Raw genomic sequence first — 25,783 nt, forward strand, 5'->3', positions numbered from 1 at the left:
GTAGACTTATTTTATTTTGAAAAAGCATTAGAATAGAACACAACAGAGCGTTTACCTGCATCTGTCGTAAATTCAAAGCGATCATAGATTTCATCTTCTTTATCTTTAAATAAAGTCCGTTCGAAATGATGTTGAACAAGCACATAGTGATCAGGAGCGGTAAATGTTAAAAAACTAACTCCTTTAAATGAAGTTGTGTCCTGACTACCAAGTAATTGGTGAAGAAGGGCATTGTGACAATGAACGAGGTCATCTTCGGACATATTAAAAGATGATAAGCTATGTTTAAATGCCTGCAAGGCAGCAGGTTCTAGTTCATGCTTCCAAATATAAAACGGATTAAACTGCTGCTCATCCATATAAAAAATGTCGCCTTCTTTAGCTGTGAAACGCTGACCTTCGTGACTGACAAAGATTCCATTCGATTCATATGTCCCTTTATACCAAGAGGAGTGATGATTCCATGTGAATTCGAATGTCGATCCGGATAATGGTAGGATCTCACCGTGGTCATTAATAAAATAAAAGGAAGACTCATTTGATTGTAGTGTGTATTTTGCCAAAGATTCTGAAGGAGCTTCGGTTGGCTTTTGACTTCGATCAGCCCGTTGCTTCATAGGTTTTAGTTTATTCATATACTGCTCAAGAGTAAGCAATAATTGTTCTTTTCCATTTGGATTTTTTTTGAGTTTTTGATACATTGTACGCAGCCCTGAAGCAATAGATTGAGAGAATGTCTCCTGTTCCATATCTGTTGGGGCTAGCTCAATTTTTTGACCAGGTACAACGGTCACTTGTGATTCTTTAAATTTCATTTTGTTCACATTAATTTGGCCTTCAGTAAACATACTTTCTGGTAAAGACAAAACTGAATCAATTCGAACTTCGCCCTTCCAAGGTCGTTTCGGTTCAGTAATGACATGAAGTAATTCGCCAATGTACGTTCCATCCAAACCTTCATCTACAATAACTGTTTTTCCTATTGCTTTGTGTGCCTGTATCCGATCCATGGCCACCCTCACCTTTTCAACACGTTAATACGTACGTTTTTTCCGTTTCTAAGTATAGTCTATTATGACAAGTGAAAGCCAAATTCGCAAGAGAGAACAAAAAAAACACGATAAAGCCTTAAAGGATAATCGTGTTTTTTTCTGTTAATTTTTATCTGCCCCATACCGCTTGGATTGCAGTCGAATTAGATGGTTCATGTGTTCAAGACGAACTTCCTCAAGAGACTGGGTATACGTAATTAAGGTTAACTCCATTTTAGAAAGCGAGACAAACACATTCTCTTTTTGTTCTAGCTGATGCTTTAATGAGAGACTTAGATACATATTGAGTAATTTTGGGATGTCCTCGCGGAGCATTCTTCTTACGGTGTGCCGTTCTTCGAAATCAAGAAAGTGAAAGTCATCTTGAAGCTTTTGCGTATGCTGAATGATTCGAATTAAGCGATTTTCAATCAGACCATCAATGGAAAATTGCTTGACAGTCTCTACGTACCGTTTCCCTTCTTCAACGAGTAAGCGGATGTCATCTGTGTAGGATGCACTTAATTGTTTTTCTTGATTAGACAGCAGTTCAAGAGATGTTTTCACTTGTTTGCCACCATGGACATAGGCATGATCCAGTCGGAATAATTGATAAAATATCCCTCTGAATTGCGGAGAGTCTTTTAAGCTACGAACATGAGATCTGCCATCCTTTAAGAAATAAATTTTGGCTTCTTTGATCGCTCCCACACCATTTTCTGCTTTAATATATTTCCGGTGAATCGTAATGGTTACTCGCTTATGAACAGGAGAGCTTGAGTATTTTGAGTCATTAATTTGCAGTTTAATAAACTTGTATTGAATTCGAAGTTTAATCGTCCATTCTTTTTGTTTACGACGTAAGTTTCTTTTTTGATTCCGTCCATCTGCTTTATCAACCAATTTTGAAAGAAAACGTTCCGTATCGGCAATGACTCGAGACGTCGTATCATCACTTAGCAGGTGGGCGTCTATTGTTTTTTTATGAGAAGGTGTAAAAAAACGCATAAACGCAGAGTCTTGTATCGATTTAAGCATAGTTACTCCTCCTTATGCCATGGCCAAGTGCGATAGGGTCATTACTTGCCAATCAGTTTTGTTTTCATTTCTGTATTAAGTTCTTCCATTTCCTCAATAAATTGTTTGCCAGTTGTCACAATTCGTTCATTTGATTGTTCTGTTAGCTCAATGGCATCAAAGACATCTTGATAGGCTTTACGAAAGGCTTCAAGAGCAATAGCAGGTTCCTCGAGTGTTTTAAGTGTTTGTTCAGTGTTCTGCTTTAACAAAGCGGCATTTGACAATAGCATGGACTCAGTTGCTTCATTTACATTACGAACAGCCTTGATTACTTTTTGCTGGTTATTTAGTGCCAATTGAATAGAGGCAGTAACAGTAATGATATTTTTTGTCATTGTGATCGCATTAAAGATCGCTTCTTCTAGTTTCTCGTTGTTTTCGATAATTAAATCAACAGATGCTAGTGACTGTTGAAGGACCATGACAGCTTGAGACATATTTTTTACGCGTGTCGTTATTTTAAGCTGACCTTTTTTCAATTCATTTGGATTGTCCTTCCACTCCTCAGAAGTCATTTCTTGATCTAATAATTCATGTAGCTCTTTACCATGCTGGATTTGAATATTAAGCTTCTCAATGCGTTCTCTGGCAATTCCTTTTAATTGCACGAGCATGACGTTATCTTCTTCAAGTTTATCTTTACCAGTTAACAGCCCCTCAATAATATGATCAACCTGAGACTCAACCGTTTGATATTTCTTTGCATATTGTTCAACTGGATTTCTTCTTAAGACTTTGTCGACCCATTTTTTAAATTGCCCATCTTTTAAGTAATCAGGCTCAAGCATAGATACCATCTCTCTGAGCTCGTGTAGCTGATTGGGAAGGGCGCTTGAGTCATCGCCCATCATTTCACGAACAGGACGCTTTAACGCTTCTAATGATTCACCCGCTTCGCGTTGTTCATCTTCTCCTAGTGACTGTAAGGATTGAAGTAAGCTATCAAGGTCTTCATCTTGTTTATATTTTTGTATGACTTCGCTTGGAACGGAGTTGGATTGGTTGTCATTCATTTATAAATCCCCCTAGTTTAAAGTAACTAATTAAATGGTTTATATGGTTTACGATTTGAAACGCAAAATGTTTCAAATACTGCCATCTCTTTGTTTTTATTATGAAGCAATAGTCCTTGCTTTACAATCATTCTGCAGACGGAGAATGCTTCCTTCATATTTAATTAAGGGATATCACTACACGTACGAGAATATATTTGATAAAATATTCTCTAACTTAATAGAGAAGAGTGGACGGATCGTTAAGAATAAAATTCTTGTAGAATATGAATGATTTTTATATAATATCGATAATTGTTCGTATTAACACATCTGTCCACTGCGTAAGAACAATTAATGCCGATGAATGAAAAACCGTTTTTGTATATAAATATGCAGTTTCATTATTGGTTTTTTGTTTATCAGAAAAGAAACAATTGAAAGAAACCTATAATAGTCGCATGAATGATAAGAGCTCCTATTAAAATGTGAGTTTGCCGAAATGTCAGAAAAATGATAGGATACTTGTATATTAACTCGAAGTTAAACGGGGAGAGTTGATGACATAACTTTTTGGAGAGAGGTGGGTGCCTATGCGGAATGCAGGATATCCGAAGAAACAAGGGCTTTATGATCCGCAATTTGAACACGACAATTGTGGCATTGGCTTTTTGGCGCACATGAAAGGGAAAAAGTCTCATCAGATCATTATGGATGCACTACATGTGCTCCGAAATCTTGAACATCGTGGTGGTCAGGGTGATGAGGTAAATACAGGAGATGGAGCAGGTATTTTACTTCAAATCCCCCATCGTTTTTTTGAAAGCATTAGTCAAACGATGGACATGCAACTTCCTGAAGCTGGCGATTACGGCGTGGGCATGTTATTTCTGCCTCAAGATAAAAAGAAAAGAGGCATTTGTGTATCACGTGTAAATGAGATCGCAAAAGAAGAATCTCTAGAGATCATCGGTTGGAGAAATGTACCCACTAATTATAAAATGCTTGGGAATGCGGCCAGATTATCGATGCCATCCATTCAACAAGTATTTATAAAGAAACCTAAACACATACAAACTGAGCTTGAATTTGAGCGGAAATTATATACGCTAAGAAAACGAGCTGAAAATGAACTGATCACACTCGTAACAAATGACGAATCGTTTTACTTTGCTAGTCTTTCTAGTAGAACAATTGTTTATAAAGGCATGTTGACAACTGAGCAAGTAGGGCAATTTTACCTAGATATTAATGATCCTTTGTTTGAGTCAGCGATCGCACTTGTGCATTCGCGCTTCAGTACAAATACATTTCCTAGCTGGGAACGAGCCCATCCAAACCGTTATATGATTCACAATGGAGAGATTAACACAGTTCGTGGAAATGTAAATTGGATGCATGCTCGTGAAGCGAAGTTCGCATCAAACTTATTCGGTGATTCGTTTGATAAATTAAAGCCGATTATTGATAAAAATGGTAGTGACTCATCTATGTTTGATAACGCACTTGAATTTTTGTCGTTATCTGGTCGAACGCTTGCTCATTCTGCCATGATGATGATTCCAGAACCTTGGCAAAATAATTCTGAGATGAGTGAGAAGAAAAAAGCATTCTATCAATATCACAGTACATTAATGGAGCCTTGGGATGGACCTACATCCATTGTATTTACGGATGGTCGCCAAATTGGGGCCTGTTTAGACCGTAATGGTCTTCGTCCATCTCGTTACTATGTAACCAAAGATGACATGATTATTCTTTCTTCCGAAGTGGGAGTTGTGGATGTTGCTCCTGAGAATGTTTTATATAAGGAACGTCTTCACCCTGGTCAAATGCTTCTCGTTGACACAGAGCTTGGAAAAATCATTCCAGATGAAGAAATTAAAGAGCAAATGATTAACGAACATCCATATGAAGAGTGGATTAGTGAGAACTATATTCAACTTGAAGATATGCTTGAGTCATCTGAGGTTCACCAAACTGACTTTGCAAAAGCTAGAGTTAGACAACAGGCTTTTGGTTATACGTATGAAGAACTTTCAAAGGTTATTCTGCCAATGGCAAGAGATGCAGTAGATCCAGTCAGTTCAATGGGATATGATTCACCACTGGCGGTTTTATCACAAAAGCCGCAATTGTTGTATAGTTACTTCAAACAATTGTTTGCCCAAGTAACAAATCCACCAATCGACGCGATTCGTGAAGAAATTGTCACTGCACTCGGAACGACAATAGGAGCAGAAGGTAATTTAATTGAACCGAACGCTCAAAGCGCTCGTCATATTCATTTGCCGATGCCGATTATTAACAACGAAGAATTAGCGAAGCTACGTGATAATAAGTTAGATGGCTTTAAGTCTAAAGTTCTACCTATCTTATTTGAAGCAAGTCTCTCGCCAGGCACATTAGAAAACGCAATGCAAGAATTGTTTGATCAAGCAGATCAGGCAATTCAAGAAGGTCACACGTTACTTATTTTAAGTGATCGAGGGCTAGATCGATCAAAAGCAGCGATTCCTGCATTATTAGCTGTTGCGGGTTTGCATCATGAATTAATTCGAAAAGGAACTCGTACAGAGGTAAGTATTTTACTTGAATCTGGTGAGCCAAGAGAAGTTCATCATCACGCTGTATTACTCGGGTATGGAGCAGAAGCAGTTAACCCTTACTTGGTGTTTGATTCAATTGACGAAATGATTCAAGATCAGTTAATGGATTCTGTCTCCTACGTAGAAGCGGTTAACCGTTATATTAAGACTGCCTCAAAAGCTGTAATGAAGGTTCTATCAAAAATGGGGATCTCTACGATTCAAAGTTATCGAGGGGCCCAAATCTTTGAAGCAGTAGGTATTTCTAATGAAGTAATCGATAAGTATTTCACTTGGACTACATCAAGAATTGGTGGGGTAACACTCGATTTAATTGCAGAGGAAGTATTAGTACGTCATAACTTGGCATTTACAACTTCTGAAGGAAAAGAAGATACGCTTGAGCCTGGTGATGATTTACAGTGGAGACGTAATGGAGAGCCACATCAATACAATCCGCATTCAATCCATATGCTTCAAAATGCATGTCGAAATGAGAAGTATGATTTATTTAAAAAATATTCTGCATCAATAAATGAGCAGACTGAGCAGCAAACAACGTTAAGAGGACTCTTTACATTTAAAAAGTCCGATCAGCCTATTCCAGTTCACGCAGTTGAACCGGTTGAAGATATTGTTAAACGATTTAGAACTGGCGCCATGTCATTTGGATCTATATCAGCTGAAGCTCATGAAACGCTTGCTATTGCGATGAACCGTTTAGGTGGTAAAAGTAATACGGGAGAAGGCGGAGAAGACCCGAATCGTTTTACACCTGACGAAAATGGAGATTTAAGAAGAAGTTCTATTAAACAAGTGGCATCAGGACGATTTGGTGTAACAAGTCATTATCTTGTGAATGCAGATGAAATTCAAATTAAAGTCGCACAAGGAGCAAAACCAGGCGAAGGTGGTCAATTACCTGGGAACAAAGTCTATCCATGGGTCGCTGAAGTTCGAGGGTCCACACCAGGTGTAGGATTAATTTCACCGCCGCCTCATCATGATATTTACTCGATTGAGGATCTAGCAGAGTTGATTCATGACTTAAAAAATGCAAATCCAAATGCAAAGGTAAGTGTTAAGCTTGTTGCAGGTACAGGAGTTGGTACAATTGCAGCTGGTGTTGCAAAAGGTCGAGCAGATGGGATTATCATTAGTGGATACGACGGAGGAACAGGGGCCGCAGCTAGAACAAGCTTAAAGCATACTGGATTACCTTGGGAAATGGGACTTGCGGAAACGCATCAAACACTTGTACTAAACAACTTACGAGATCGAGTGACGATTGAAACAGATGGTAAGTTGATGACGGGGAAAGATGTTGTTGTTGCCGCGCTACTCGGAGCAGAAGAATATGCATTTTCAACGGCTCCATTAGTTGTTCTTGGCTGTATTGTCATGCGTGTCTGTCACTTGGATACTTGTCCAGTCGGAATCGCTACACAAAACCCTGAATTACGTAAAAAATACATGGGTCATCCTGAGCATGTAGAAACGTTTATGCGTTACATTGCTGAAGAAATGCGCGAAATCATGGCTGAACTAGGGATTACTAAATTAGATGACTTAATTGGTCGTGCTGATTTACTAAAAGTGAGAGAGAATGTTCAAAACAAAAAGGTGAAGAATCTTGATCTTTCCACGCTTCTGTACCAGCCGGATCCAGCCAACCATAAGAAAAATTTCAAGACAAAAGAACAAGATCATCAGCTCGAGCTATCTCTTGATATGCGTGAGCTTCTTGAGCCAAGTTTGCCAGCCATAAATGAAGGGAAGTCTGTTCGATTATCTGCCGATGTGCGAAATGTAGATCGAGTTGTTGGAACTATACTTGGATCTAAGATTACGGAGAAGTATGGGAAAGCAGGACTCCCTACTGATACAATTCAAATTGATTTGAAGGGATCTGCCGGACAAAGCCTTGGGGCGTTTCTTCCTTCTGGCGTAACCATTTCACTCGAGGGCGATGCCAATGATTATACGGGTAAAGGTCTTTCTGGTGGTAAGCTAGCGATATTCCCACCAAAGGAAAGTACGTATATTGCTGAGAACAGTATCATTGTAGGAAATACCTCCTTTTATGGGGCTACTTCTGGAGAGGCTTATATAAGAGGAATAGCAGGCGAACGTTTTGCAGTTCGTAACTCTGGAGCTAAGGTAGTTATTGAAGGCGTAGGAGATCACGGACTTGAATACATGACTGGTGGAGTAGTAGTAAACATCGGATCATATGGACGAAACTTCGCAGCTGGTATGTCTGGTGGCGTCGCATATGTGTTAAATGAAAAAGGAACATTCCATTCTCGTTGTAATCAAGAAATGGTACTACTTGAAGACGTTGTTGAAGAAGCAGATCAACAAGAGCTAAAACAGTTGCTTGAAGAGCATGTACGCTTGACAGGCAGTTACCAAGCAAAACGAATCCTAGAAAATTGGGAAGAGTTTGTGGCGCTATTCGTTAAAGTCATTCCAAAGGATTATAAGCGTATGCTCGAAGCCATTGATCGTGTGAAACAAGACGGTGTTCCTGAAAATGAAGCCATCATGGTAGCATTTGAAGAAAACAAAAGCGATAAGTCTAGAGTAGGTGGAAAATAAGCAAAGGGGCGCGTATGCGTCCCATTTTGTTAAACATGTGATACTTAATGGGATTTGGAGTTGAGAGTGATGGGGAAGCCAACAGGTTTTATAGAATACAAGAGAGAGAATCCAACCAAAAAAGATCCGTTTCAACGCACTAAAAATTGGAAAGAGTTCACTATTTTAACGCCTGATCCCGTTCTTCAAGAACAGGCATCAAGATGTATGGACTGTGGAATTCCATTTTGCCAAGCGGGTACGTCAATGGTTGGCTCAGGTGAGATCGGTTGTCCGGTATACAACTTAATACCAGAGTGGAATGATCTTGTATATCGTGGGAAATGGAAAGAAGCTCTTACACGCTTGCATAAAACAAATAATTTTCCTGAATTTACAGGAAGAGTTTGTCCTGCTCCATGTGAGGGTTCCTGTACGGTTGCAATTAGCGATGAAGCTGTTACAATTAAAAATATCGAGTTTAGTATTGTTGAAAAAGGGTTCAACGAAGGATGGATTATTCCAGAACCTCCTGCTAAACGAACTGGTAAACGAGTTGCTGTTGTTGGGTCAGGTCCAGCTGGACTTGCGGCTGCAGCGCAATTAAATAAAGCAGGTCACTTAGTGACTGTTTTTGAGCGTGAGGATCGAATTGGAGGCTTATTAACATACGGTATTCCGGATGTGAAGCTAGCGAACCATATAGTAGAGCGTCGCGTAGATATTCTTCGTAAAGAAGGTATTGAATTTAAAACAAATATTGAAATTGGAAAAGATCTTACTACAAAGGAAATGGAACAGCAGTTTGATGCAACAATCCTTTGTACTGGTGCAACAAAACCAAGAAATGTTGGAATTGAAGGTCGCGATTTAAAAGGAATTGAATATGCAATGGACTTTTTAACAAGTAATACTAAAAGTCTATTAAACTCGAATCTTGAAGATGGCAATTATATTTCTGCTAAAGACAAGCATGTCATTGTAATTGGTGGTGGTGATACAGGGGCAGATTGTATCACAACGTCTGTACGACATGGTGCTAAATCAATCACACAATTCGACATCAATAAGATGAAGTCTGACGTACGAACAGACGATAATCAATGGCCGATGTTCCCAATTATTCATCAAAGCGAAGATGCCCATAAAGAAGCAAAAGCAGTATATGGTGAAGATCCGCGGGCTTACCAAGTGAACACAACAAAATTTGAAGGTGACGAAACAGGTCATGTTAAAGCGTTGCATACGATTTCTGTTACTACAACGATTGATGAAAACGGTGTGAAAACCCGTCATCCAATTGAAGGAACAGAAAAGGTATGGAAAGCGGATCTCATTTTGTTGGCAGTTGGTTTTACAGGGCCTGAAGAAGAAATTATTCAATCTATGAAACTTAAAACAACAAAAAAATCAAATATTGATGCAGAGTATGGTAAATATGAAACAAGTAAAAAAGGAGTCTTTGCTGCTGGAGACAATCGTCGTGGGCAAAGTCTTGTTGTATGGGCTATTCATGAAGGTAGAGAAGCAGCTAGAGAATGCGATCGATACTTAATGGGTTCGTCTACTCTTCCATAAACGTAATCACGTCATTGACATGAATGGGAAGGAGGAACGATTGTGCTGGGATGGATGAAGCATTTTTTTCTAGTAGCGTCTGCTCTAATGACTTTCGGACTGTCAGATTATGAACAAACGTCTCACACACTTCCTCTTTTTTCATCTGATAAAAGTGATACGGGTCCTCAAGCGGTAAAGTCATTTGTCTACAAAATTAACGAGCATGACTATAGCTTGTTTCACTCGGTTTTTCCAACAGATGTACATGACTATATCCACCGGGATGAGGAACATGCGAAGCAACTAGCTAAACAATTTACTGATCAGGCTAAACAGCAAAGTTATTTAAAGTTTGGTTCCACGATAGAGGATCGTATTAGTCCTATGTTTGAAGGAACTGTGTTACGGTCGTTTGAAGAAGCCTTGTCGCAACGTATGGCAACTTTATCAGTTGAGGAGCAAGAACAACTTCAAGTAACAAATCATCCTGCTTCAGGGCGGGGGGAGAAGATCGTTCATGTTTTCTCATTAAAAACGGGTGAAGACCTCATTCGCTTTCACGTGCGGAGAGATCAGCCACCAAAGCAGGGGCATTGGTTTAATTTTCACTATCATGTAGCGTCTGATAACTATGAGCATCATTATCCACTTGCTTCAATCTATTGGGGGAAAGATGTCCCTCCACTATGGAAAGCATAAAAGAAATAACCGTTTCTCAAAGGATCAAATTATGATCGTGGGGAACGGTTTATTCTGTTCATGGATTAGACAAAAAAAACAATGTTTTTTCCCTATCCATTTTGGTACGATAGAATAGAGACGTGTGATGGAGGGGTTTATGTGGAAGCGAAAGCAACAAAAGAAGAAAAGCATGCCAAACGTCCAAAGCCTATATGGTTAAAATGGTTCATTCGAATCGTATTAGGTTATGTACTGCTGCTTGCAACGATCTTATCAATTACAATCATTGTATTACTCGGAACATTTATTCTTGTTATTATAGATACGTTTTCGAGTACATCTAATTTAAGTGAATTTACGGAATCAAATTTAGTCCCTCTGACAAATGCTCTTTGGAATCTCTTTACTTGGCTTATTCCAGGACTTTAATGTCATAGATGAATGTAGAGGAGAGAGAGTATGTCACTCGAGCGTGCGGTTTACAAGACAGGGAAATATGTGTGTGAACGATTAGAAACGGACGAGTCTAATCGAAGAGCTTTAATAAAAGTGCGAGCCGTTTTAAAGCACCCTACACAAGGGGATTTGCACAATCCGAAACAAGTAGATGTTCCTTTGTTTCATGAACGTAAGGCACTAGCAGAGTTTGAGAAAATGTGGGTACCACTATCCACCTTACGTCCTTTTGATGAAGAATGCCCGTCCTATCTTGATTCATTAGAGCATGCTTGGAATACGCAATATGAACAGTTAGAAGAAGACGGTTCAGATTGGGCAAAGAAGAGTCAACAAAATTTAATCGAATTAAGAAACGAGTATCGCTTTTCATAAAAGCGACTCGTTTTTTTAAGTGGGGAAGTAGAATGAATGAAACGGCAAAGCAAGGACTATTTATACATTATGTTTTAGTTATGATTGCCACTTTATTATGGGGCGTAAATATTGTCTGTTTAAAAATTCTCGTGACATCATTTACGCCGGTTACGATGACAGCCTTGAGGATAGGAACAGCTGGGTTTGTCTTGTTATTGGGACTTCTTTTCTTAAAAAAGGCGAAGAAATTAAGCCGAATTGAATGGGTTTATGTTATAGCTGGTGGGGGATTAGGTGTTTTTGCACACCATTTGTTTTTAGCTTTTGGACTTCAAAGTATTCAAGCGTCAACTGCAGTTTTACTTTTAGGACTTGTGCCAGTTGCAACGGCTATATGCAGCATTCTTTTTCTGAAAGAGTCGTTTACGAAATGGACGTTTCTTGGGATTGGATTAGCCTTTTTAGGAGTATTATTTGTCCAAGGAGGAGTTGGTCAGTTTGGAACTGGGTCAGTGTATATTCTCATTGCTGTTCTCGTTCAAGCTATCAGTTTTCTCTTTATTCGAAAGGCTTCTAAAACCTTAAACGCTTTGCAGGTCACTACACTTACCTTATTAATTGGAGCCCTTATTCTTTTTATATGTAGCTTTGTCATTGAACCGAGCGGGTTTGAGCGCTTTACAATGGGTACACCAACCTTATACGCAATCTTTGGCTTCTCTGCCATTTGTTCTACTGCTGCAGGTCAATTGCTATTTAATACATCTATCAGTCGAATTGGTGCTAGTAAAAGCGCAATCTTTTTGAATTTTGTTCCGTTTTTCGGTGTAGTTTGTTCAGCAATCATATTAGATGAAACCATCTTATGGTACCAGTGGTGTGGATTTGTTTTGATCGTGGCAGGGGTGTTATTTGGTACAGGGTACATTGAGCAACGAAAGAAGACAAACGCACATAGACAAATGAAAAGTCGCTAACGTTTCATTTAAAGAAGGACGAAGGAACTGATTACAGTTCCTTCGTCCTTTTTTCATACAATTAACTTACGATTGTTGCACTCCAGATAGGCTCAAGTGTTTCACGCAACGATTGCTCTTGTTCTGCTGTAAGAGGCAGCAGAGGTAGCCGTACAGAGCCCGTTTTAATATGATACATTTCAAGCGCTGCTTTAACTGGTACCGGATTTGGAGCAGCAAATAAAGCTTTCATCCCAGGTAGAAGCTGACGGTGCATTCTTGCAGCAGCTTGAACTTTACCACCTTCAAACAATGTAGCCATTTGCTGCATTTCTTTACCGAAAATATGAGAAGCCACTGATACTACACCTGCACCACCTATTGCGAGTACTGGAAGCGTTAAACTATCATCCCCGCTATAAACAGTAAAGCCAGCTGGTGCCTGATCAATCAATAATGCCATAGCATCTAAATCTTCACTTGCTTCCTTCATTGATACAATGTTAGGAATTTGTGCGAGCCTTAAAGTTGTTTCAACATCAATCGTGATAGCTGAACGGCCAGGTACGTTATAAAGCATAACGGGAAGTTTAGTGGAGTCAGCGATGGTTTTAAAATGCTGGTACAGTCCTTCTTGACTTGGACGATTGTAATAAGGTGCTACAAGCATTACAGCGTCAACACCGATAGAAGCTGCCTCGTTGGTTAATTCAATCGATGCCTGTGTATTATTTGATCCCGTACCTGCAATAACTGGAACTCGTCCGTTCACTACTTGGACAGCTGTTTTAAAGACAAGTTTTTTTTCTTCTGTTGTTAGAGTTGGAGATTCTCCAGTGGTTCCACCAACAACGAGAGCATCTGAACCATTTTCAATTAGATGTTCGATTAATCGCTCAGTCGCTTCGACGTCAACTTGTCCAAACTCGTTGAACGGTGTTATCATTGCTGTTATTACTTTTCCAAAATTCATATTGATCACCCTCGATTCTGTGTTGTGTTGACTATACTAGTGGGCAGAATCTAAAATCACAAAAAAACAACAATGACAGGGACTCATTGCTGCATGGTGATACGTAAACCCATACCAATTTTACGATAGCCCCCCATATAGTCACAAGACTATATGACAGTTCTGTATCTATTAAATACAGACCCAGCGCAGGGTCATGAGTGACCTAACACTTCGGCAAATTCCCCTTTCATTTTGTTTCAACAGAGCCCATTCTCTTCCACAAAATTACTGATAGTCTTTGCACCTCTACCCTCACTTCAAGATTGAAGTAAAGATTTATTTTATTAAGTTCACCATACCAAATAGAAGACCTGAATGCAAACATTTTCATCGAATGGAGGTGGGGCCATTTGATGGAAGTCTATGTTGAATATCATTTAAAAGTAGATCTAACTCCTGACTACATCGTATCGTACGTTCTGACGTCATACCATACTTTTCAGCTAATAAAAACATTTGTCGACGTTTCCATTCAATTTCTTGATACTTCATATATTCACCTCAACTAACGTAAAGAATAATAGCAAAATTGAATAAAAATTACCTCAAAACAAGTATACCCAATTTTCCCAACAGTGGAAGGGATTCTACGAAGAATGTCAGAAGTCCCTAGAAAAAGTTAGAATTCGACACGTTTATCTGTCTGATATTTGAACTTACCTACCAAGAGCGATAAAATAGAAAAAGTGAGACAAGGAGGATGTTATGATACAATTGATTGCGACTGATATGGATGGAACGTTATTAAATGACCAAAAAAAGGTGTCACCAGAGAATATAAGGGCTATAAAGGCGGCACAAAACGAGGGAATCGAAGTAATCGTTGCTACTGGTAGAAGTAAGGAAGAAGCACAAGAGCCATTAGATGAGGCGGGTTTAACTTGCCCTATTATTAGTATAAATGGCGCTGAAACGTGGGATGCGGCGGGAAGTGTAGCTGATGTAAAACCACTACCTTATGAGGAAGCAATGAAAGCGATGAAGCTTCTCCGTGAACACGCAATCTATTTTGAATTATATTTACAGTCGGGCACATATAGTGAGAGTAAAGAACAAGCAATGGATGTCATCGTACAACTTATGGAAACAATTAAAGGAGCTGTAGGTACTCAAATTGAGATGCAGCGGATGGCTAACAAACGAATACAAAATGGATCGATATCCTTTGTTGATCAATTTGAAACCGTTCTGACAGATTCTTCTGATGCCATATTAAAATTATTAGCTTTTTCAACGAACCTTGTCATATTAGATCAAGTAGAAGAAGAATTAAAGGAAAACCCATATTTAGCGGTGACAGCCTCGGCAAGGGGGAACCTAGAAATAAATGCAATTGATGCTCAAAAAGGAATCGCCTTACAAGCTTATGCAAAGCATGCGGGTATTCCGATGGAGTCAGTCATGGCACTAGGCGATAATTTAAATGATCTTTCAATGATGAAAGTAGCAGGATACCCTGTAGCTATGGGTAATGCTGCATACGAAGTAAAGAAGTTATGTACGTATCAAACGGAGACAAATGATGAACATGGCGTGGCTAATGCCATTTATACGTACACAAATTTAAAAAAAGCATAGTCGGATTTAAAACAGGCATTTCCCAACAAGGAGTGCCTGTTTTTTTGTTGGAGTACGATACATGAACACGCGTAATGGTTTACAAGTGAAATGATACGGGTATCTATTGAATGTGCGCATGATAATACATAGATACATCTTGTATGTGGTGCATTCTTATGGTACAATAAAGAGTAACGGTTTGAAATCTTCCATAACATTAGGCGTCTTACATTCAGCTGGCGCGGTCTTCGGAGCCGCAAGGATGAAAGAGAGGCAGGGCTTTCATTGTTTGGAAGGGAAAACTGGATCTTAATAGTGACGGTGTTTCTAAACTCATGTAGAATTCACAGTCAAGTATAGCTTAAAAAGCATAACCCAACTTTTAAAGATGAAAAGGGATCAAGGGTGTGACTTGATCCAATATCGAAATATATGTATAGTAGATTCGGTTTTGATTGAAGAGAAACACGAACATTTTATTCTTCAACGCACTGATTAAATGAAGAATTCAAATCTGCCCGGCCATAGATAGCCGGGCCTCTTTATGTCTTCTAACATAATTTCACGTACCGTAATTAAAGTGATTTAGGTTTAAAAATAGCTAAAACGGTTACACATAGAGAAACATGTGTAAAGGAGAGAAAGATGATGACAGAACATGTACCTAGTATTGAAGAGTATCAAAAGAAAATAGCATTAATGAAGCGAGATCAACGCGAATATAAGGCGGAAGCATTCATTGAAATTTATGAAGAATATATTGAAAGACTCGAGAAAGAAATCGGCATTTACCAGACATGACTTAGCATTAAAAAATGAGAGCGCTTGTTTAAATAGCGAACACCTCCAAGCGAGGGATGTTCGCTATTTTTAATCTTAGGTGGGTCTTTTATTGCTATATTAATTACTTTCACGTAGGATAGTATTGAAAACGCTAACATATTTTATTAGAAATATAAAAAAGAGGTGAACTGAATGAAAAAAGCATGCATTTTTCAAGGAGGCTGGGAAGGTCATGAACCGGCCGAAGTTGCTAAAATTTTAAAAGGAATTTTGGAGGAAGAAGGATTCACGGTAACAGTTACTGATTCACTAACGATTTTAGAGGAAGAAGAGCTTAAACAATTTGATTTAATTGTTCCAAATTGGACCCAGGGTGAAATTAAACAAGAACAGCTTAAACCCCTAATGGAAGCAGTAGAAGCAGGGACAGGGCTTGCTGGTCTACATGGTGGAATGGGAGACTCCTTTAGAAAGGAAACAGATTATCAATTTATGGTTGGAGGTCAATGGGTGGCGCACCCGGGCAATGATGGGGTGAAATACACTGTTCATATCCATGACTCAAACCATGAACTAACGGAAGGATTAGACGATTTCGAAGTAGTAAGTGAACAATATTATATGCACGTCGATCCGGCTGTTAAAGTTCATGCCTCGACTCAGTTTCCTATAGCAGATGGGCCGTATGCAGTGAATGGTCCTGTTTCCATGCCTGTTGTTTGGTCGAAAAAATGGGGAAAAGGAAACGTTTATTATTGTTCATTAGGTCACGTCGCTGAGGTTGTAAGACAACCAGAGATTATAAGCTTAATGCGCAAAGGAATGACCTGGGCAGCAAGATCTTAAGTATCATCTATTAACTTATATACGAGAGGAGAACAATTGAATGGACATTAGAATCGGCATGATTGGGTATCAATTTATGGGGAAAGCGCATAGCCATGCATATCGTGATATTCCTTTTTTCTTCGAGTCGAAAGCTAAACCTGTACTTAAGGCTTTGTGTGGTCGTAATATTGAAGCAGTTAAAGAAGCTGCTGATCGAATGGGCTGGGAGTCAGTTGAATCCGATTGGCGTGAGTTAATTAAAAGGGATGATATCGATGTGATTGATATTGTGACACCGAATCACACCCATGCAGAGATTGCTATTGCGGCGGCAGAAGCAGGTAAACATATTATCACCGAAAAGCCACTTGCTTTGACGGTAGAGGAAGCAAAACAAATGAAGGATGCCGTTGAAAAACATAATGTCATTCATATGATTTGTCACAACTATCGTTTTGTACCCGCCATTCAATATACAAAAAAACTGATTGACGAAGGTAAGCTAGGTAAGATTTTTCATTTTCGTGCCAACTATTTACAAGACTTTATCATAGATCCTGGTTTCCCACTTATTTGGCGTTTGAAGAAAGAAGTATCAGGATCAGGTGCTTTAGGCGACATAGCGGCACACAGCATCGACCTAGGTAGATATTTAGTTGGTGAGATGGATGAAGTCGTTGCGATGTCGCAGACCTTCATAAAGGAACGCCCGTTAGGTGAGATGTCAGGGGGATTAAGTGCCTCGGCAAGTAGCGAAGAGATGGGGGAAGTGACTGTTGATGATGCGGTAGCTTTTATGGTTCGGTTTAACTCAGGGACATTTGGAACCTTTGAAGCGAGCCGGTTTGCCACTGGGAACCGTAATCGAAACACCATTGAGATAAACGGAGAAAAAGGTGCCATTCGATGGGATATGGAACAGATGAACAATTTAGAAATCTATTTAACAGATGATCAAGAAGGCATGCAAGGATTCAGAAACGTGAATTGTACAGAAGAAGTGCATCCGTATGCTGGTGCTTATTGGCCAGCAGGTCATATCATTGGTTATGAACATACATTTATTCATTTGCTCTATGAGTTTTGTGAAGCGATCGTAAATAACAGGCAGGCCAAACCAGATTTTCATGATGGGTATCAAAACCAACTTATTTTGCAAGCAATCGAGCAATCAGCGGAGACGAAAAAGTGGATAGACATTCCAAAAGCATAAAATGATAAAAGAGAGGTGACCTTTTTGACGGCGTCAATTAAAGAAACAACATATCTAGGCATCCCATCAATAAAATTGGAAACAAGTCAGATGGAACTTACGGTTGTGCCAGATTGGGGATCAAACGCGATCTCAATGAAATGGAAAAAGGAAACTGATTCGGTTGAATTGTTAAGAGGACCAAACTCAATCCATGAATATGAGCAAGCACCTGTTCAGTTTGGTGTACCTATTTTGTTCCCACCAAACCGAATTAGCGACGGAGAGTTTACATTCAATGGACAAACCTATTCACTTGATTTGTCGGAGCCAGATAAAAACAATCATATTCATGGATTTGTGTATCAAAAACCTTGGAAGGTCACACATACAGAAGTAGAAGGTGATCGCGCCAAGCTAGTTACGTCGATTGAATCAAAAGATCACCCGGATATACTAGCGCAGTTTCCACATTCATTTCGAATTGAGATGGTGTTTCTTTTAGAAGGCGCATCTCTAAAGAAACATGCGGTGATTGCAAACTTAAGTGATCAAGCGTTTCCTTGGGGAATTGGTTACCATACAACCTTTTTGTTTCCAGAAGAAACAAGTCATTTTTCATTAGCTGCAGAGAAACAATGGGAGCTTGATGAACGATTATTACCTACTGAAAAACTGATTCAAACAAGACACACAGCTATTAAAGAGGGGATGTCATTACAACAAGTTGAATTAGATGATGCTTTTTTAGCTGAAGAAAAAGAGCTAGAAACCAACCAGGCGGTTATGACACTTGAAGACGAACGGTTACAGATTCGCTACAAAGCGGATGAATCATTTAAACACTGGGTGGTATATAATGCAGATGGAGCAAGCGGATATATTTGTCCAGAGCCGTATACATGGATAACAAACGCTCCAAAACTATCTTTGGATAAAGAACTAACTGGAGTGCAAACGCTAGATTCAAACCAAACAATCGTGGTAAAAACAGAAATTGACGTTACGAGTCTGTGAATAAAAAAGACCCACTTAACACTTACGTTGAGTGGGAACTTTTATGTACAGTATCATCTTGAAAAAATCGATCAACAGAAAATGAGGTGGCTCCGAGTGCTGTTGCATCAGTGTGCAACGTGGAGAATTTAATTGGAGTGTGCTGTTGATCTGTTACTAGTCTACTCGAAATCGTTTTTTGCATTTCTTCATATAAAAAATCCGAAGCCATCGCTAGTCGGTTACCAATTATAATTTGATCAGGACTAAAAATGTGGATTAGAGAGACAATTCCTTTTCCGAGATATGTGGCTACGTTCCGAAAGGCATCAAGTGTTGCGACATCCCCGTTTTTTGCTAAAATAATTAATTCTTCAAGCGTTTGTTCTGATCCTGTATAAGAAAGTAAAGCTTGTTCTGATGCAAATAATTCCCAGCAACCATGATTTCCACAGCGGCAAATAGGACCATTTATATCCATTGTCATATGTCCAACTTCGCCGGCAAATCCATGGGTACCTTTATATAACTCTCCATTGAGTAATAAACCAGCACCTATACCTATTCCAGCACTGATATAAAGGGTGGTATCTATTTTTGTAGTCTGCTCGGTTAAACGCTGACCTAGCGCTCCATAATTCGCTTCGTTGTCAATCCATATTGGTACATTGCACTTGCTCAGTTCCTTCTTTAAATCAACATGTCTCCATTTTAAGTTTGGGGCATGAATAATCTCACCATGTATGGAAACAATTGCTGGAACTCCAACACCTATTCCAATGAGACCATAAGCTGATTCTGGAATATGACGAGTTAAGTAGTGAATCATGGATAAAACCTCGTTAACCACATATAAGAATGAGGTTTCTTTTAGTGGTTGCCTCTCTGTTGCGAGTTGATTACCACTTAGATCCGTTAACGTTCCAAGTATATGCTGTACCCCTATATCAATTCCGATAGAATAGCCAGCAAATTTGTTAATTTGAAGTAAAACAGGCTTTCTTCCTCCACTGGATTTACCTGTTCCGATTTCAGTTAAAAGTTCCTCTTCTATAAGTTCAGCAACTAGAGTTGATATGGTTCCTTTATTTAATCCCGTCATCTGAGAAATACGAGCTCTAGAAACAGGTTCATGTTTTCTTATGTAATGAAGAACAAGTTGTTTGTTCTCTTTTTTAATGGTTGTTTGGTTAAGTGGTGTGGCCATTTATGTCTCCTTTAAAATGAACGTTATTAACTTAGTTTATTCAATAGACAAAGTGAAAGCAAGCTGTTATACTCACCATATAATGAAAACGCTAACAAATAAAACAAAGATAAGGAAGTGTTGACCGATGGCAGTATTCAAAGATGTGCAGTCCATTCAATATGAGGGTCCAAGTTCAAGGAATCCACTTGCATTTAAATATTATAATCCAAGTGAACAGGTAAATGGTCAAACGATGGAAGAAATTCTTCGATTTTCTGTAGCTTATTGGCACACATTTACGGCTGGTGGAGAAGATCCTTTTGGTGCAGCAGTAATGGAAAGACCATGGCTTCACCTAAGAGGAATGGATCTTGCAAAAGCTCGAGTAGAAGCTGCTTTCGAGTTATTTGAGAAACTAAATGTTCCTTACTTTTGTTTTCATGATGTTGATATTGCACCACCAGGTTCATCGTTAAGAGAAACGAACCAAAATCTTGATGTGATCACAGCAATGATTAAAGATTATTCAAAAACGAGTAAAACGAAATTACTATGGAATACAGCAAACTTGTTTAACCATCCAAGATATGTACATGGAGCAGCAACGTCTAACCTTGCTGATTCCTATGCTTATGCTGCAGCTCAAGTAAAAAAAGGATTAGAAATGGGTAAAGAGCTTGGTTCAGAAAACTATGTGTTTTGGGGAGGACGAGAGGGCTACGAATCACTCCTAAATACGGACTTGAAGCTAGAACAAGACAATATGGCTCGATTCTTCCATATGGCACTTGATTATGCAAAAGAAATTGGGTATACAGGTCAGTTTTTAATTGAACCAAAACCAAAAGAGCCAACTAAGCATCAATACGATTTTGATGTTGCGACAAGTCTCGCATTCTTGCAAACGTATGGATTGAATGAGCATTTTAAATTTAATATCGAGGCAAATCATGCCACACTTGCTGGTCATACATTCGAACACGAGCTGCGTACAGCCAGAATTCACGGAATGCTCGGTTCTGTTGATGCAAACCAAGGAGATCCATTACTAGGATGGGATACGGATGAATTCCCGACAGACCTATACTCAAGCACACTTGCCATGTACGAAATTTTAAAAAATGGTGGGTTAGGTACTGGCGGATTAAACTTCGATGCAAAGGTTCGCCGAACTTCATTTGAGCCAATTGATTTATTTGAAGCTCATGTTGCAGGAATGGACAGTTTTGCTGTTGGGCTAAAAGTTGCGGCAAAACTTATTGAAGACAGAGTGCTAGACGAGTTTGTTGAAAACCGTTATTCGAGTTTTAAAGAAGGAATTGGTCTTGATATTGTTGAAGGTAGAAGTAGCTTGCGATCACTTGAGGAGCATGCGCTGAGCTTAACAGAAATCAGACCACGCTCTGGTAAGCAAGAAAAGCTTAAAGGCATTATTAATCAGTATTTACTTGAAACAATGCATTCAATTGCCCAAAAGTAATGACAGAGAAAACGGAGGTGGAAGTATAACATGTCACATGTGATAGGGATTGATTTAGGAACAAGTGCTGTTAAGCTTCTACTTGTTTCTAAAGCAGGGGATGTGGAGCTAGAAGTAAGTAAACCTTATCCACTTATCCAGGAGAAATCAGGCTATAGCGAGCAGGATCCGGCGCAATGGGTAGTCCAAACAATTGAGGGATTAACAGAAGTAATGGATCAATTTAAAGGCGAGCCTGATCAAATTGAAGGAATCAGTTTCTCAGGGCAAATGCACGGGTTGGTACTGCTTGGTGAATCGAATGAGATACTAAGACCTGCCATTCTATGGAACGACACGAGAACAACAAAAGAGTGCTTGGAAATTGAGCAGCTTGTTGGTGCAAAGAAGCTATTAGAAATTACGAGGAATCCAACGCTTGAAGGCTTTACTCTACCTAAACTTCTCTGGGTGAAAAACAATGAACCTGAGCTTTTTTCTAAAGCAAAGACGTTTTTATTGCCAAAAGATTATCTCAGGTTTGCTCTTACTGGGAAGCTTCATAGTGAATATTCGGATGCTGGCGGCACACTGTTACTTGATATTAAAAATCAATGTTGGAGTACAGAGATTTGTGAAAAAGTTGGGATTGACTCAAATATATGTCCTCCGCTGGTTGAATCCCATGCATTAGTTGGGCACCTTACTAAAGAAGTTGAGCGTCAAACAGGTTTGTCAATAAACACAAAAGTATTTGCTGGTGGAGCTGATAATGCTTGTGGTGCTTTAGGGGCTGGGATTGTATCAGAAGAAGATACATTAGTAAGTATCGGAACATCTGGTGTTGTTCTTGCGTATGAGAAAACAAAAGATGTTAATGTAGATGGTAAAGTACATTTTTTCCACCACGCGATGCCACATGCTTTTTATAAAATGGGGGTTACATTGTCAGCTGGTTATAGCTTAAGCTGGTTCAAGCAGACATTCGCTACCGATGTTCCTTTTGATCAGATTGTAAATGAGGCAGGCGCACGTAAGCCAGGTGCAAACGGGTTACTCTTTACACCTTATTTAACAGGGGAACGAACGCCACACGGTGACTCTTCCATTCGAGCAAGTTTTATCGGGGTAAGCTCTACTCATTCTCGAGCTGATTTTGTTCGAGCTGTTCTTGAAGGAATTACTTTCTCATTAAGAGACTCTCTTGATTTGTTTAGAGAACAAGGTACACCCGTTCACCGAATTGTATCAATTGGTGGAGGGGCTAAGAGTAAGGTTTGGTTACAAATGCAGGCAGATATCTTTAATGCACCCGTTGTAAAACAGGCGAACGACCAAGGTCCTGGAATGGGAGCAGCTATGCTTGCAGCTTATGGAGTAGGTTGGTTCAAAGGGTTAGATGAGTGTGCTGCTTTATTTATAAAAGAAGAAACGGTATATGAACCAGAGCAGACTCAAGTGCAACAATACGAGGAGTTGTATCAGCTTTATCGGCAAGTGTATGAACAGACGAAACAGCTAAATCAATCACTTGCCGCCTACAGATAACAATTATGAAAAAGAAGAAGCTGTCCATACTATTAGTAGGACAGCTTCTTCTTATTAAACAAAAATAAAAACCCCCTCAAAAGAGGGGGAGGTTAATTATGCTTTTTCAACGTTAGCTGCTTGCTCGCCACGGTTACCTTCTACGATATCAAAACGAACTGCTTGACCTTCTTCAAGAGTCTTGAAGCCTTCGCTTTGGATAGCTGAGAAATGTACGAATACATCGTCACCATCTTCGCGCTCGATGAAACCAAAACCTTTTTCTGCGTTAAACCATTTTACTGTACCTTCTAACATGTGTGTTTCCTCCTTGTAAATGAATTACTATTTACGTTAACCATCAAGCTTCAAGAGGAAACAACATAAGGTATTCCATCTATCCACGTTAATAAAACAATAAGTAGCATAGATAAAGAATAGCATAAGCTTCAGCAATATGCAAGTTATTATCTACAAACGTGATTTGAATTCAAGGCAATTTATTTACTCACTTGAAGAATCATCTTTTGTTTTTTCAGGCTTACGTTCTTCCTTTTCTTCATGAGAAATCTCTTCTAGAGGTAATTCATCAATAGGCATTGAAGACTGGTCGTGGTGACTTTGTTCATCCTTGTTATTCTTAAATTTGTCTTGATCAATCTTTTCTTTCTTAGATGTTCTGTCATTTTTATCAGTCATCTTAATCCCTCCTTATTCAATCAATAACCGAAAAATAATTATTAAAACATATCGTTGACTTTTATCAGTTTAGTGCTAAACTGATAGTAAGAAAGGGGGGACGTTCCAATGGAGCAACCAAATGGAGAGCGTCTTAGCTTACTTTTATGGTTTCGATTGGCTTGCTTCTATCATCAAAGCAACCGACTATCGAATGACAACGTTGGTCAGTTTGACCTGACAATTAGTCAGTTTGATCTGCTTGTTCAAACACAAGCCAATCAACCCATTTCACAAATGGATCTGGCTGAAAAGCTTCTTGTCACAAAAGGTAGTATTACACAAATGCTTGCTAAGCTTGAACAACGTAACTTGATTAAAAGAGAACAGGAGTGGCGAATTAAACGAATCTCACTAACTGATGCAGGAGAAGCTTTAATGAAAGAAGCACGTCCTGATCAATCAGCCTTTCAATCGTCGCTTTTTAATCCATTAACAGCAGATGAACAGAAACAACTAAATACATTATTGAAGAAACTTCAAAAAGGGATTGAATCCCAAACTAACTAGGAGGAATACACATGAATATTTTGCCATTAAAAGGAATCCATCACGTATCAGCCATTACTGCTAATGCTCAAGAGAATCTTCATTTTTACACAGAAATTTTAGGAATGAGATTAGTAAAGAAAACTGTAAATCAAGATGATACATCCGTTTATCACTTGTTTTATGCCGACGAACGCGGAAATCCAGGTACAGACCTAACGTTTTTTGAGATTCCACATGCTGGAACAACCTATGAAGGGACAAACAGTATTAGTATGACATCTTTACGTGTTGCGACAGATCAAGCACTTGACTATTGGGTAGAGCGTCTAGAACAGTTTGATGTGAAACACGAAGGAATTAGTGAAGAATCAGGACGAAAAACATTAGCTTTTCGTGACTTTGAAGGACAACGCCTGCAATTTGTTTCAGATGAGCATAATGAAGGGGTAGCTGGAGGAAAGCCATGGGATAAGAGTCCAGTACCAGCTGAAAAGGGAGTTGTTGGACTTGGGCCAGTCCGTTTAACAGTAAGTCGTCCGGATGTGACAGCAAGAATCTTAGTTGACGTTATGGGCTTCCGTGAAGTCCGTTCATACGAAGAAAAAGGAATTACACCTGCTATTCGCGTTTTTGAAACTGGAGAAGGCGGTACTGGAGCAGAGATACATTTGTTAGAACGAAATGACCTTCAACGTGAAAGACCTGGTAGAGGTAGTGTTCATCATGTAGCTTTCCGTGTGGAAAATCAAGATGAACTAAATAAATGGGTTGAGCACATTAGTGCGTCAGGTTTACCAAACTCAGGCTTTGTAGAAAGATACTATTTCCGTAGCTTATATTTCCGTGAAGCAAATGGTATTTTATTCGAGCTTGCAACAGATGGTCCAGGGTTTGAAGGAGACGAACCATTTGAAACATTAGGTGAGAACCTTGCTTTGCCTCCTTATCTTGAAAATCAGCGTGAGAAAATTGAAGCAACCATTAAACCACTTGATACAAAAAAAGCTTAATTAGAGAGGAGTTTAATCTAATGCATCATGAACATATTTATAAAGAGGGAAACGATCCTAGTTTACCAACACTGATTTTGCTACATGGTACGGGTGGAGATGAAAAGGATTTAGTACCTATTGCAAAAATGATTGCACCAGAAGCGTCTTTTTTAAGTATTCGTGGAAATGTCTCTGAAAATGGGATGAATCGATTCTTTAAACGACTTGCTGAAGGCGTATTTGATAAAGAAGATTTGGCTAAACGAACAAATGAACTTCATTCATTTATTATAGAAGCTGCTAAGACGTATGAATTTGATGCTAAGCGTACAGTTGCAATTGGATATTCAAACGGTGCGAATATTGCAGCAAATGCGATTTATACCATTCCAGACGCGCTAAGTGGAGCCATCCTGCTTCATGCCATGCAACCTCAAGAGGCTGTTCAAGTGAATTCGCCAATCCATGCATCTGTGTTTGTTAGCTCAGGAAAAAGAGATCAAATGATACCGTCAATTGAATCTGAGAAGCTAATTTCTACTTTAAGACAAGCAGGAGCGAATGTAACAGAGTTCTGGACTGAAGGTGGACATGAATTAAGACGTGAAGAGATAGATGAAGCAAAAAAATGGTTTGATTATTTTGCCGAGTCGGAAAACGCAAGATAAAGAGGATTATAACTAAAGTAATAGGAAGAAGAGCAAATGACTTCTGCATTGAGTCATTTGCTC

At 39.1% G+C, this 25,783-nt stretch carries 24 protein-coding genes and 1 riboswitch; of the genes, 16 read left to right on the forward strand and 8 right to left on the reverse strand.

What is annotated here, in order from left to right:
- Positions 1-11: 11 nt before the first annotated feature.
- From JNO66_RS03500 to JNO66_RS03510, 3 genes are all read right to left on the reverse strand, one after another.
- Positions 12-1,010 (reverse strand): DUF2777 family protein, encoded by a 999-nt coding sequence (locus JNO66_RS03500; RefSeq protein ID WP_203086808.1) that lies wholly within the window; start codon positions 1,008-1,010, stop codon positions 12-14.
- A 144-nt stretch (positions 1,011-1,154) separates the two neighbouring features.
- On the reverse strand, positions 1,155-2,069 hold the full coding sequence (locus JNO66_RS03505; protein WP_203086809.1) for a hypothetical protein: 915 nt from the start codon (positions 2,067-2,069) through the stop codon (positions 1,155-1,157).
- Between the two features lie 41 nt (positions 2,070-2,110).
- Positions 2,111-3,124, reverse strand: a complete 1,014-nt coding sequence (locus JNO66_RS03510; RefSeq protein WP_203086810.1) for a toxic anion resistance protein — start codon at positions 3,122-3,124, stop codon at positions 2,111-2,113.
- A gap of 572 nt (positions 3,125-3,696) precedes the next feature.
- On the opposite strand from JNO66_RS03510, the gene gltB reads away from it, so the two are divergent.
- From gltB to JNO66_RS03540, 6 genes are all read left to right on the forward strand, one after another.
- Positions 3,697-8,292, forward strand: a complete 4,596-nt coding sequence (gltB, locus tag JNO66_RS03515; protein WP_203086811.1) for a glutamate synthase large subunit — start codon at positions 3,697-3,699, stop codon at positions 8,290-8,292.
- Positions 8,293-8,361: 69 nt separating this feature from the next.
- The gene (locus tag JNO66_RS03520; protein WP_203086812.1) at positions 8,362-9,849 is read left to right on the forward strand and encodes a glutamate synthase subunit beta; all 1,488 of its coding nucleotides are present in this window, start codon (positions 8,362-8,364) and stop codon (positions 9,847-9,849) included.
- Positions 9,850-9,891: 42 nt separating this feature from the next.
- Entirely contained in the window at positions 9,892-10,530 is a 639-nt protein-coding gene (locus tag JNO66_RS03525; protein WP_203086813.1) for a YpjP family protein, read from the forward strand.
- Between the two features lie 141 nt (positions 10,531-10,671).
- Positions 10,672-10,941 carry a hypothetical protein gene (locus JNO66_RS03530; protein WP_203086814.1) on the forward strand — a complete coding sequence of 90 codons (270 nt, stop codon included), beginning with the start codon at positions 10,672-10,674 and terminating at the stop codon, positions 10,939-10,941.
- Positions 10,942-10,971: 30 nt separating this feature from the next.
- The gene (locus JNO66_RS03535; protein WP_203086815.1) at positions 10,972-11,343 is read left to right on the forward strand and encodes a kinase-associated lipoprotein B; all 372 of its coding nucleotides are present in this window, start codon (positions 10,972-10,974) and stop codon (positions 11,341-11,343) included.
- Between the two features lie 32 nt (positions 11,344-11,375).
- Complete coding sequence (locus JNO66_RS03540; RefSeq protein ID WP_203086816.1) at positions 11,376-12,302, forward strand: DMT family transporter; 927 nt, start codon at positions 11,376-11,378, stop codon at positions 12,300-12,302.
- A 61-nt stretch (positions 12,303-12,363) separates the two neighbouring features.
- Here JNO66_RS03540 and dapA read toward each other — a convergent pair whose 3' ends face one another.
- Together dapA and JNO66_RS03550 are read right to left on the reverse strand one after the other, a co-directional pair.
- Positions 12,364-13,254 (reverse strand): 4-hydroxy-tetrahydrodipicolinate synthase, encoded by an 891-nt coding sequence (gene dapA, locus JNO66_RS03545; protein WP_203086817.1) that lies wholly within the window; start codon positions 13,252-13,254, stop codon positions 12,364-12,366.
- Between the two features lie 118 nt (positions 13,255-13,372).
- Positions 13,373-13,553: riboswitch (Lysine riboswitch) on the reverse strand.
- A gap of 70 nt (positions 13,554-13,623) precedes the next feature.
- Positions 13,624-13,788 (reverse strand): aspartyl-phosphate phosphatase Spo0E family protein, encoded by a 165-nt coding sequence (locus JNO66_RS03550; protein WP_203086818.1) that lies wholly within the window; start codon positions 13,786-13,788, stop codon positions 13,624-13,626.
- Between the two features lie 213 nt (positions 13,789-14,001).
- Between JNO66_RS03550 and JNO66_RS03555 the strand changes: the two genes are divergently transcribed.
- The 5 genes from JNO66_RS03555 to JNO66_RS03575 all read left to right on the forward strand — a co-directional run bounded on the left by JNO66_RS03555 (position 14,002) and on the right by JNO66_RS03575 (position 18,676).
- Entirely contained in the window at positions 14,002-14,874 is an 873-nt protein-coding gene (locus JNO66_RS03555) for an HAD family hydrolase (protein WP_203086819.1), read from the forward strand.
- Positions 14,875-15,504: 630 nt separating this feature from the next.
- Entirely contained in the window at positions 15,505-15,657 is a 153-nt protein-coding gene (locus JNO66_RS03560) for a hypothetical protein (protein WP_210340757.1), read from the forward strand.
- 174 nt (positions 15,658-15,831) lie between these two features.
- Entirely contained in the window at positions 15,832-16,485 is a 654-nt protein-coding gene (locus JNO66_RS03565; RefSeq protein ID WP_203086821.1) for a ThuA domain-containing protein, read from the forward strand.
- Between the two features lie 40 nt (positions 16,486-16,525).
- The gene (locus JNO66_RS03570; protein WP_246483155.1) at positions 16,526-17,680 is read left to right on the forward strand and encodes a Gfo/Idh/MocA family protein; all 1,155 of its coding nucleotides are present in this window, start codon (positions 16,526-16,528) and stop codon (positions 17,678-17,680) included.
- 24 nt (positions 17,681-17,704) lie between these two features.
- Positions 17,705-18,676, forward strand: a complete 972-nt coding sequence (locus JNO66_RS03575) for an aldose 1-epimerase (protein WP_203086822.1) — start codon at positions 17,705-17,707, stop codon at positions 18,674-18,676.
- A 22-nt stretch (positions 18,677-18,698) separates the two neighbouring features.
- On the opposite strand, the gene JNO66_RS03580 is transcribed toward JNO66_RS03575, so the two are convergent.
- A complete protein-coding gene (locus JNO66_RS03580; protein ID WP_203086823.1) occupies positions 18,699-19,862 on the reverse strand; it encodes an ROK family transcriptional regulator in 1,164 nt (387 codons plus the stop codon).
- 127 nt (positions 19,863-19,989) lie between these two features.
- On the opposite strand from JNO66_RS03580, the gene xylA reads away from it, so the two are divergent.
- Both xylA and xylB read left to right on the forward strand, forming a co-directional pair.
- Positions 19,990-21,324 carry a xylose isomerase gene (gene xylA, locus JNO66_RS03585; protein WP_203086824.1) on the forward strand — a complete coding sequence of 445 codons (1,335 nt, stop codon included), beginning with the start codon at positions 19,990-19,992 and terminating at the stop codon, positions 21,322-21,324.
- Positions 21,325-21,354: 30 nt separating this feature from the next.
- Positions 21,355-22,851 (forward strand): xylulokinase, encoded by a 1,497-nt coding sequence (gene xylB, locus JNO66_RS03590; RefSeq protein ID WP_203086825.1) that lies wholly within the window; start codon positions 21,355-21,357, stop codon positions 22,849-22,851.
- Positions 22,852-22,947: 96 nt separating this feature from the next.
- On the opposite strand, the gene JNO66_RS03595 is transcribed toward xylB, so the two are convergent.
- Both JNO66_RS03595 and JNO66_RS03600 read right to left on the reverse strand, forming a co-directional pair.
- Positions 22,948-23,148: a cold-shock protein gene (locus tag JNO66_RS03595; protein WP_203086826.1), complete on the reverse strand. Its 201-nt coding sequence runs from the start codon at positions 23,146-23,148 to the stop codon at positions 22,948-22,950.
- A gap of 186 nt (positions 23,149-23,334) precedes the next feature.
- Positions 23,335-23,529: a hypothetical protein gene (locus tag JNO66_RS03600; RefSeq protein ID WP_203086827.1), complete on the reverse strand. Its 195-nt coding sequence runs from the start codon at positions 23,527-23,529 to the stop codon at positions 23,335-23,337.
- A 108-nt stretch (positions 23,530-23,637) separates the two neighbouring features.
- Here JNO66_RS03600 and JNO66_RS03605 point away from each other — a divergent pair, with 108 nt between their 5' ends.
- Genes JNO66_RS03605 through JNO66_RS03615 form a run of 3 tightly spaced genes read left to right on the forward strand, consistent with a single transcriptional unit; the run spans position 23,638 to position 25,720 of the window.
- Complete coding sequence (locus JNO66_RS03605) at positions 23,638-24,078, forward strand: MarR family winged helix-turn-helix transcriptional regulator (protein WP_203086828.1); 441 nt, start codon at positions 23,638-23,640, stop codon at positions 24,076-24,078.
- 11 nt (positions 24,079-24,089) lie between these two features.
- Positions 24,090-25,070 carry a ring-cleaving dioxygenase gene (locus JNO66_RS03610; protein ID WP_203086829.1) on the forward strand — a complete coding sequence of 327 codons (981 nt, stop codon included), beginning with the start codon at positions 24,090-24,092 and terminating at the stop codon, positions 25,068-25,070.
- 20 nt (positions 25,071-25,090) lie between these two features.
- Positions 25,091-25,720: an alpha/beta hydrolase gene (locus JNO66_RS03615; protein ID WP_203086830.1), complete on the forward strand. Its 630-nt coding sequence runs from the start codon at positions 25,091-25,093 to the stop codon at positions 25,718-25,720.
- Positions 25,721-25,783 lie beyond the last annotated feature (63 nt).

It is taken from the genome of Alkalicoccobacillus gibsonii, assembly GCF_016798245.1.
GTDB classification, from domain to species: domain Bacteria; phylum Bacillota; class Bacilli; order Bacillales; family Bacillaceae_D; genus Alkalicoccobacillus; species Alkalicoccobacillus gibsonii.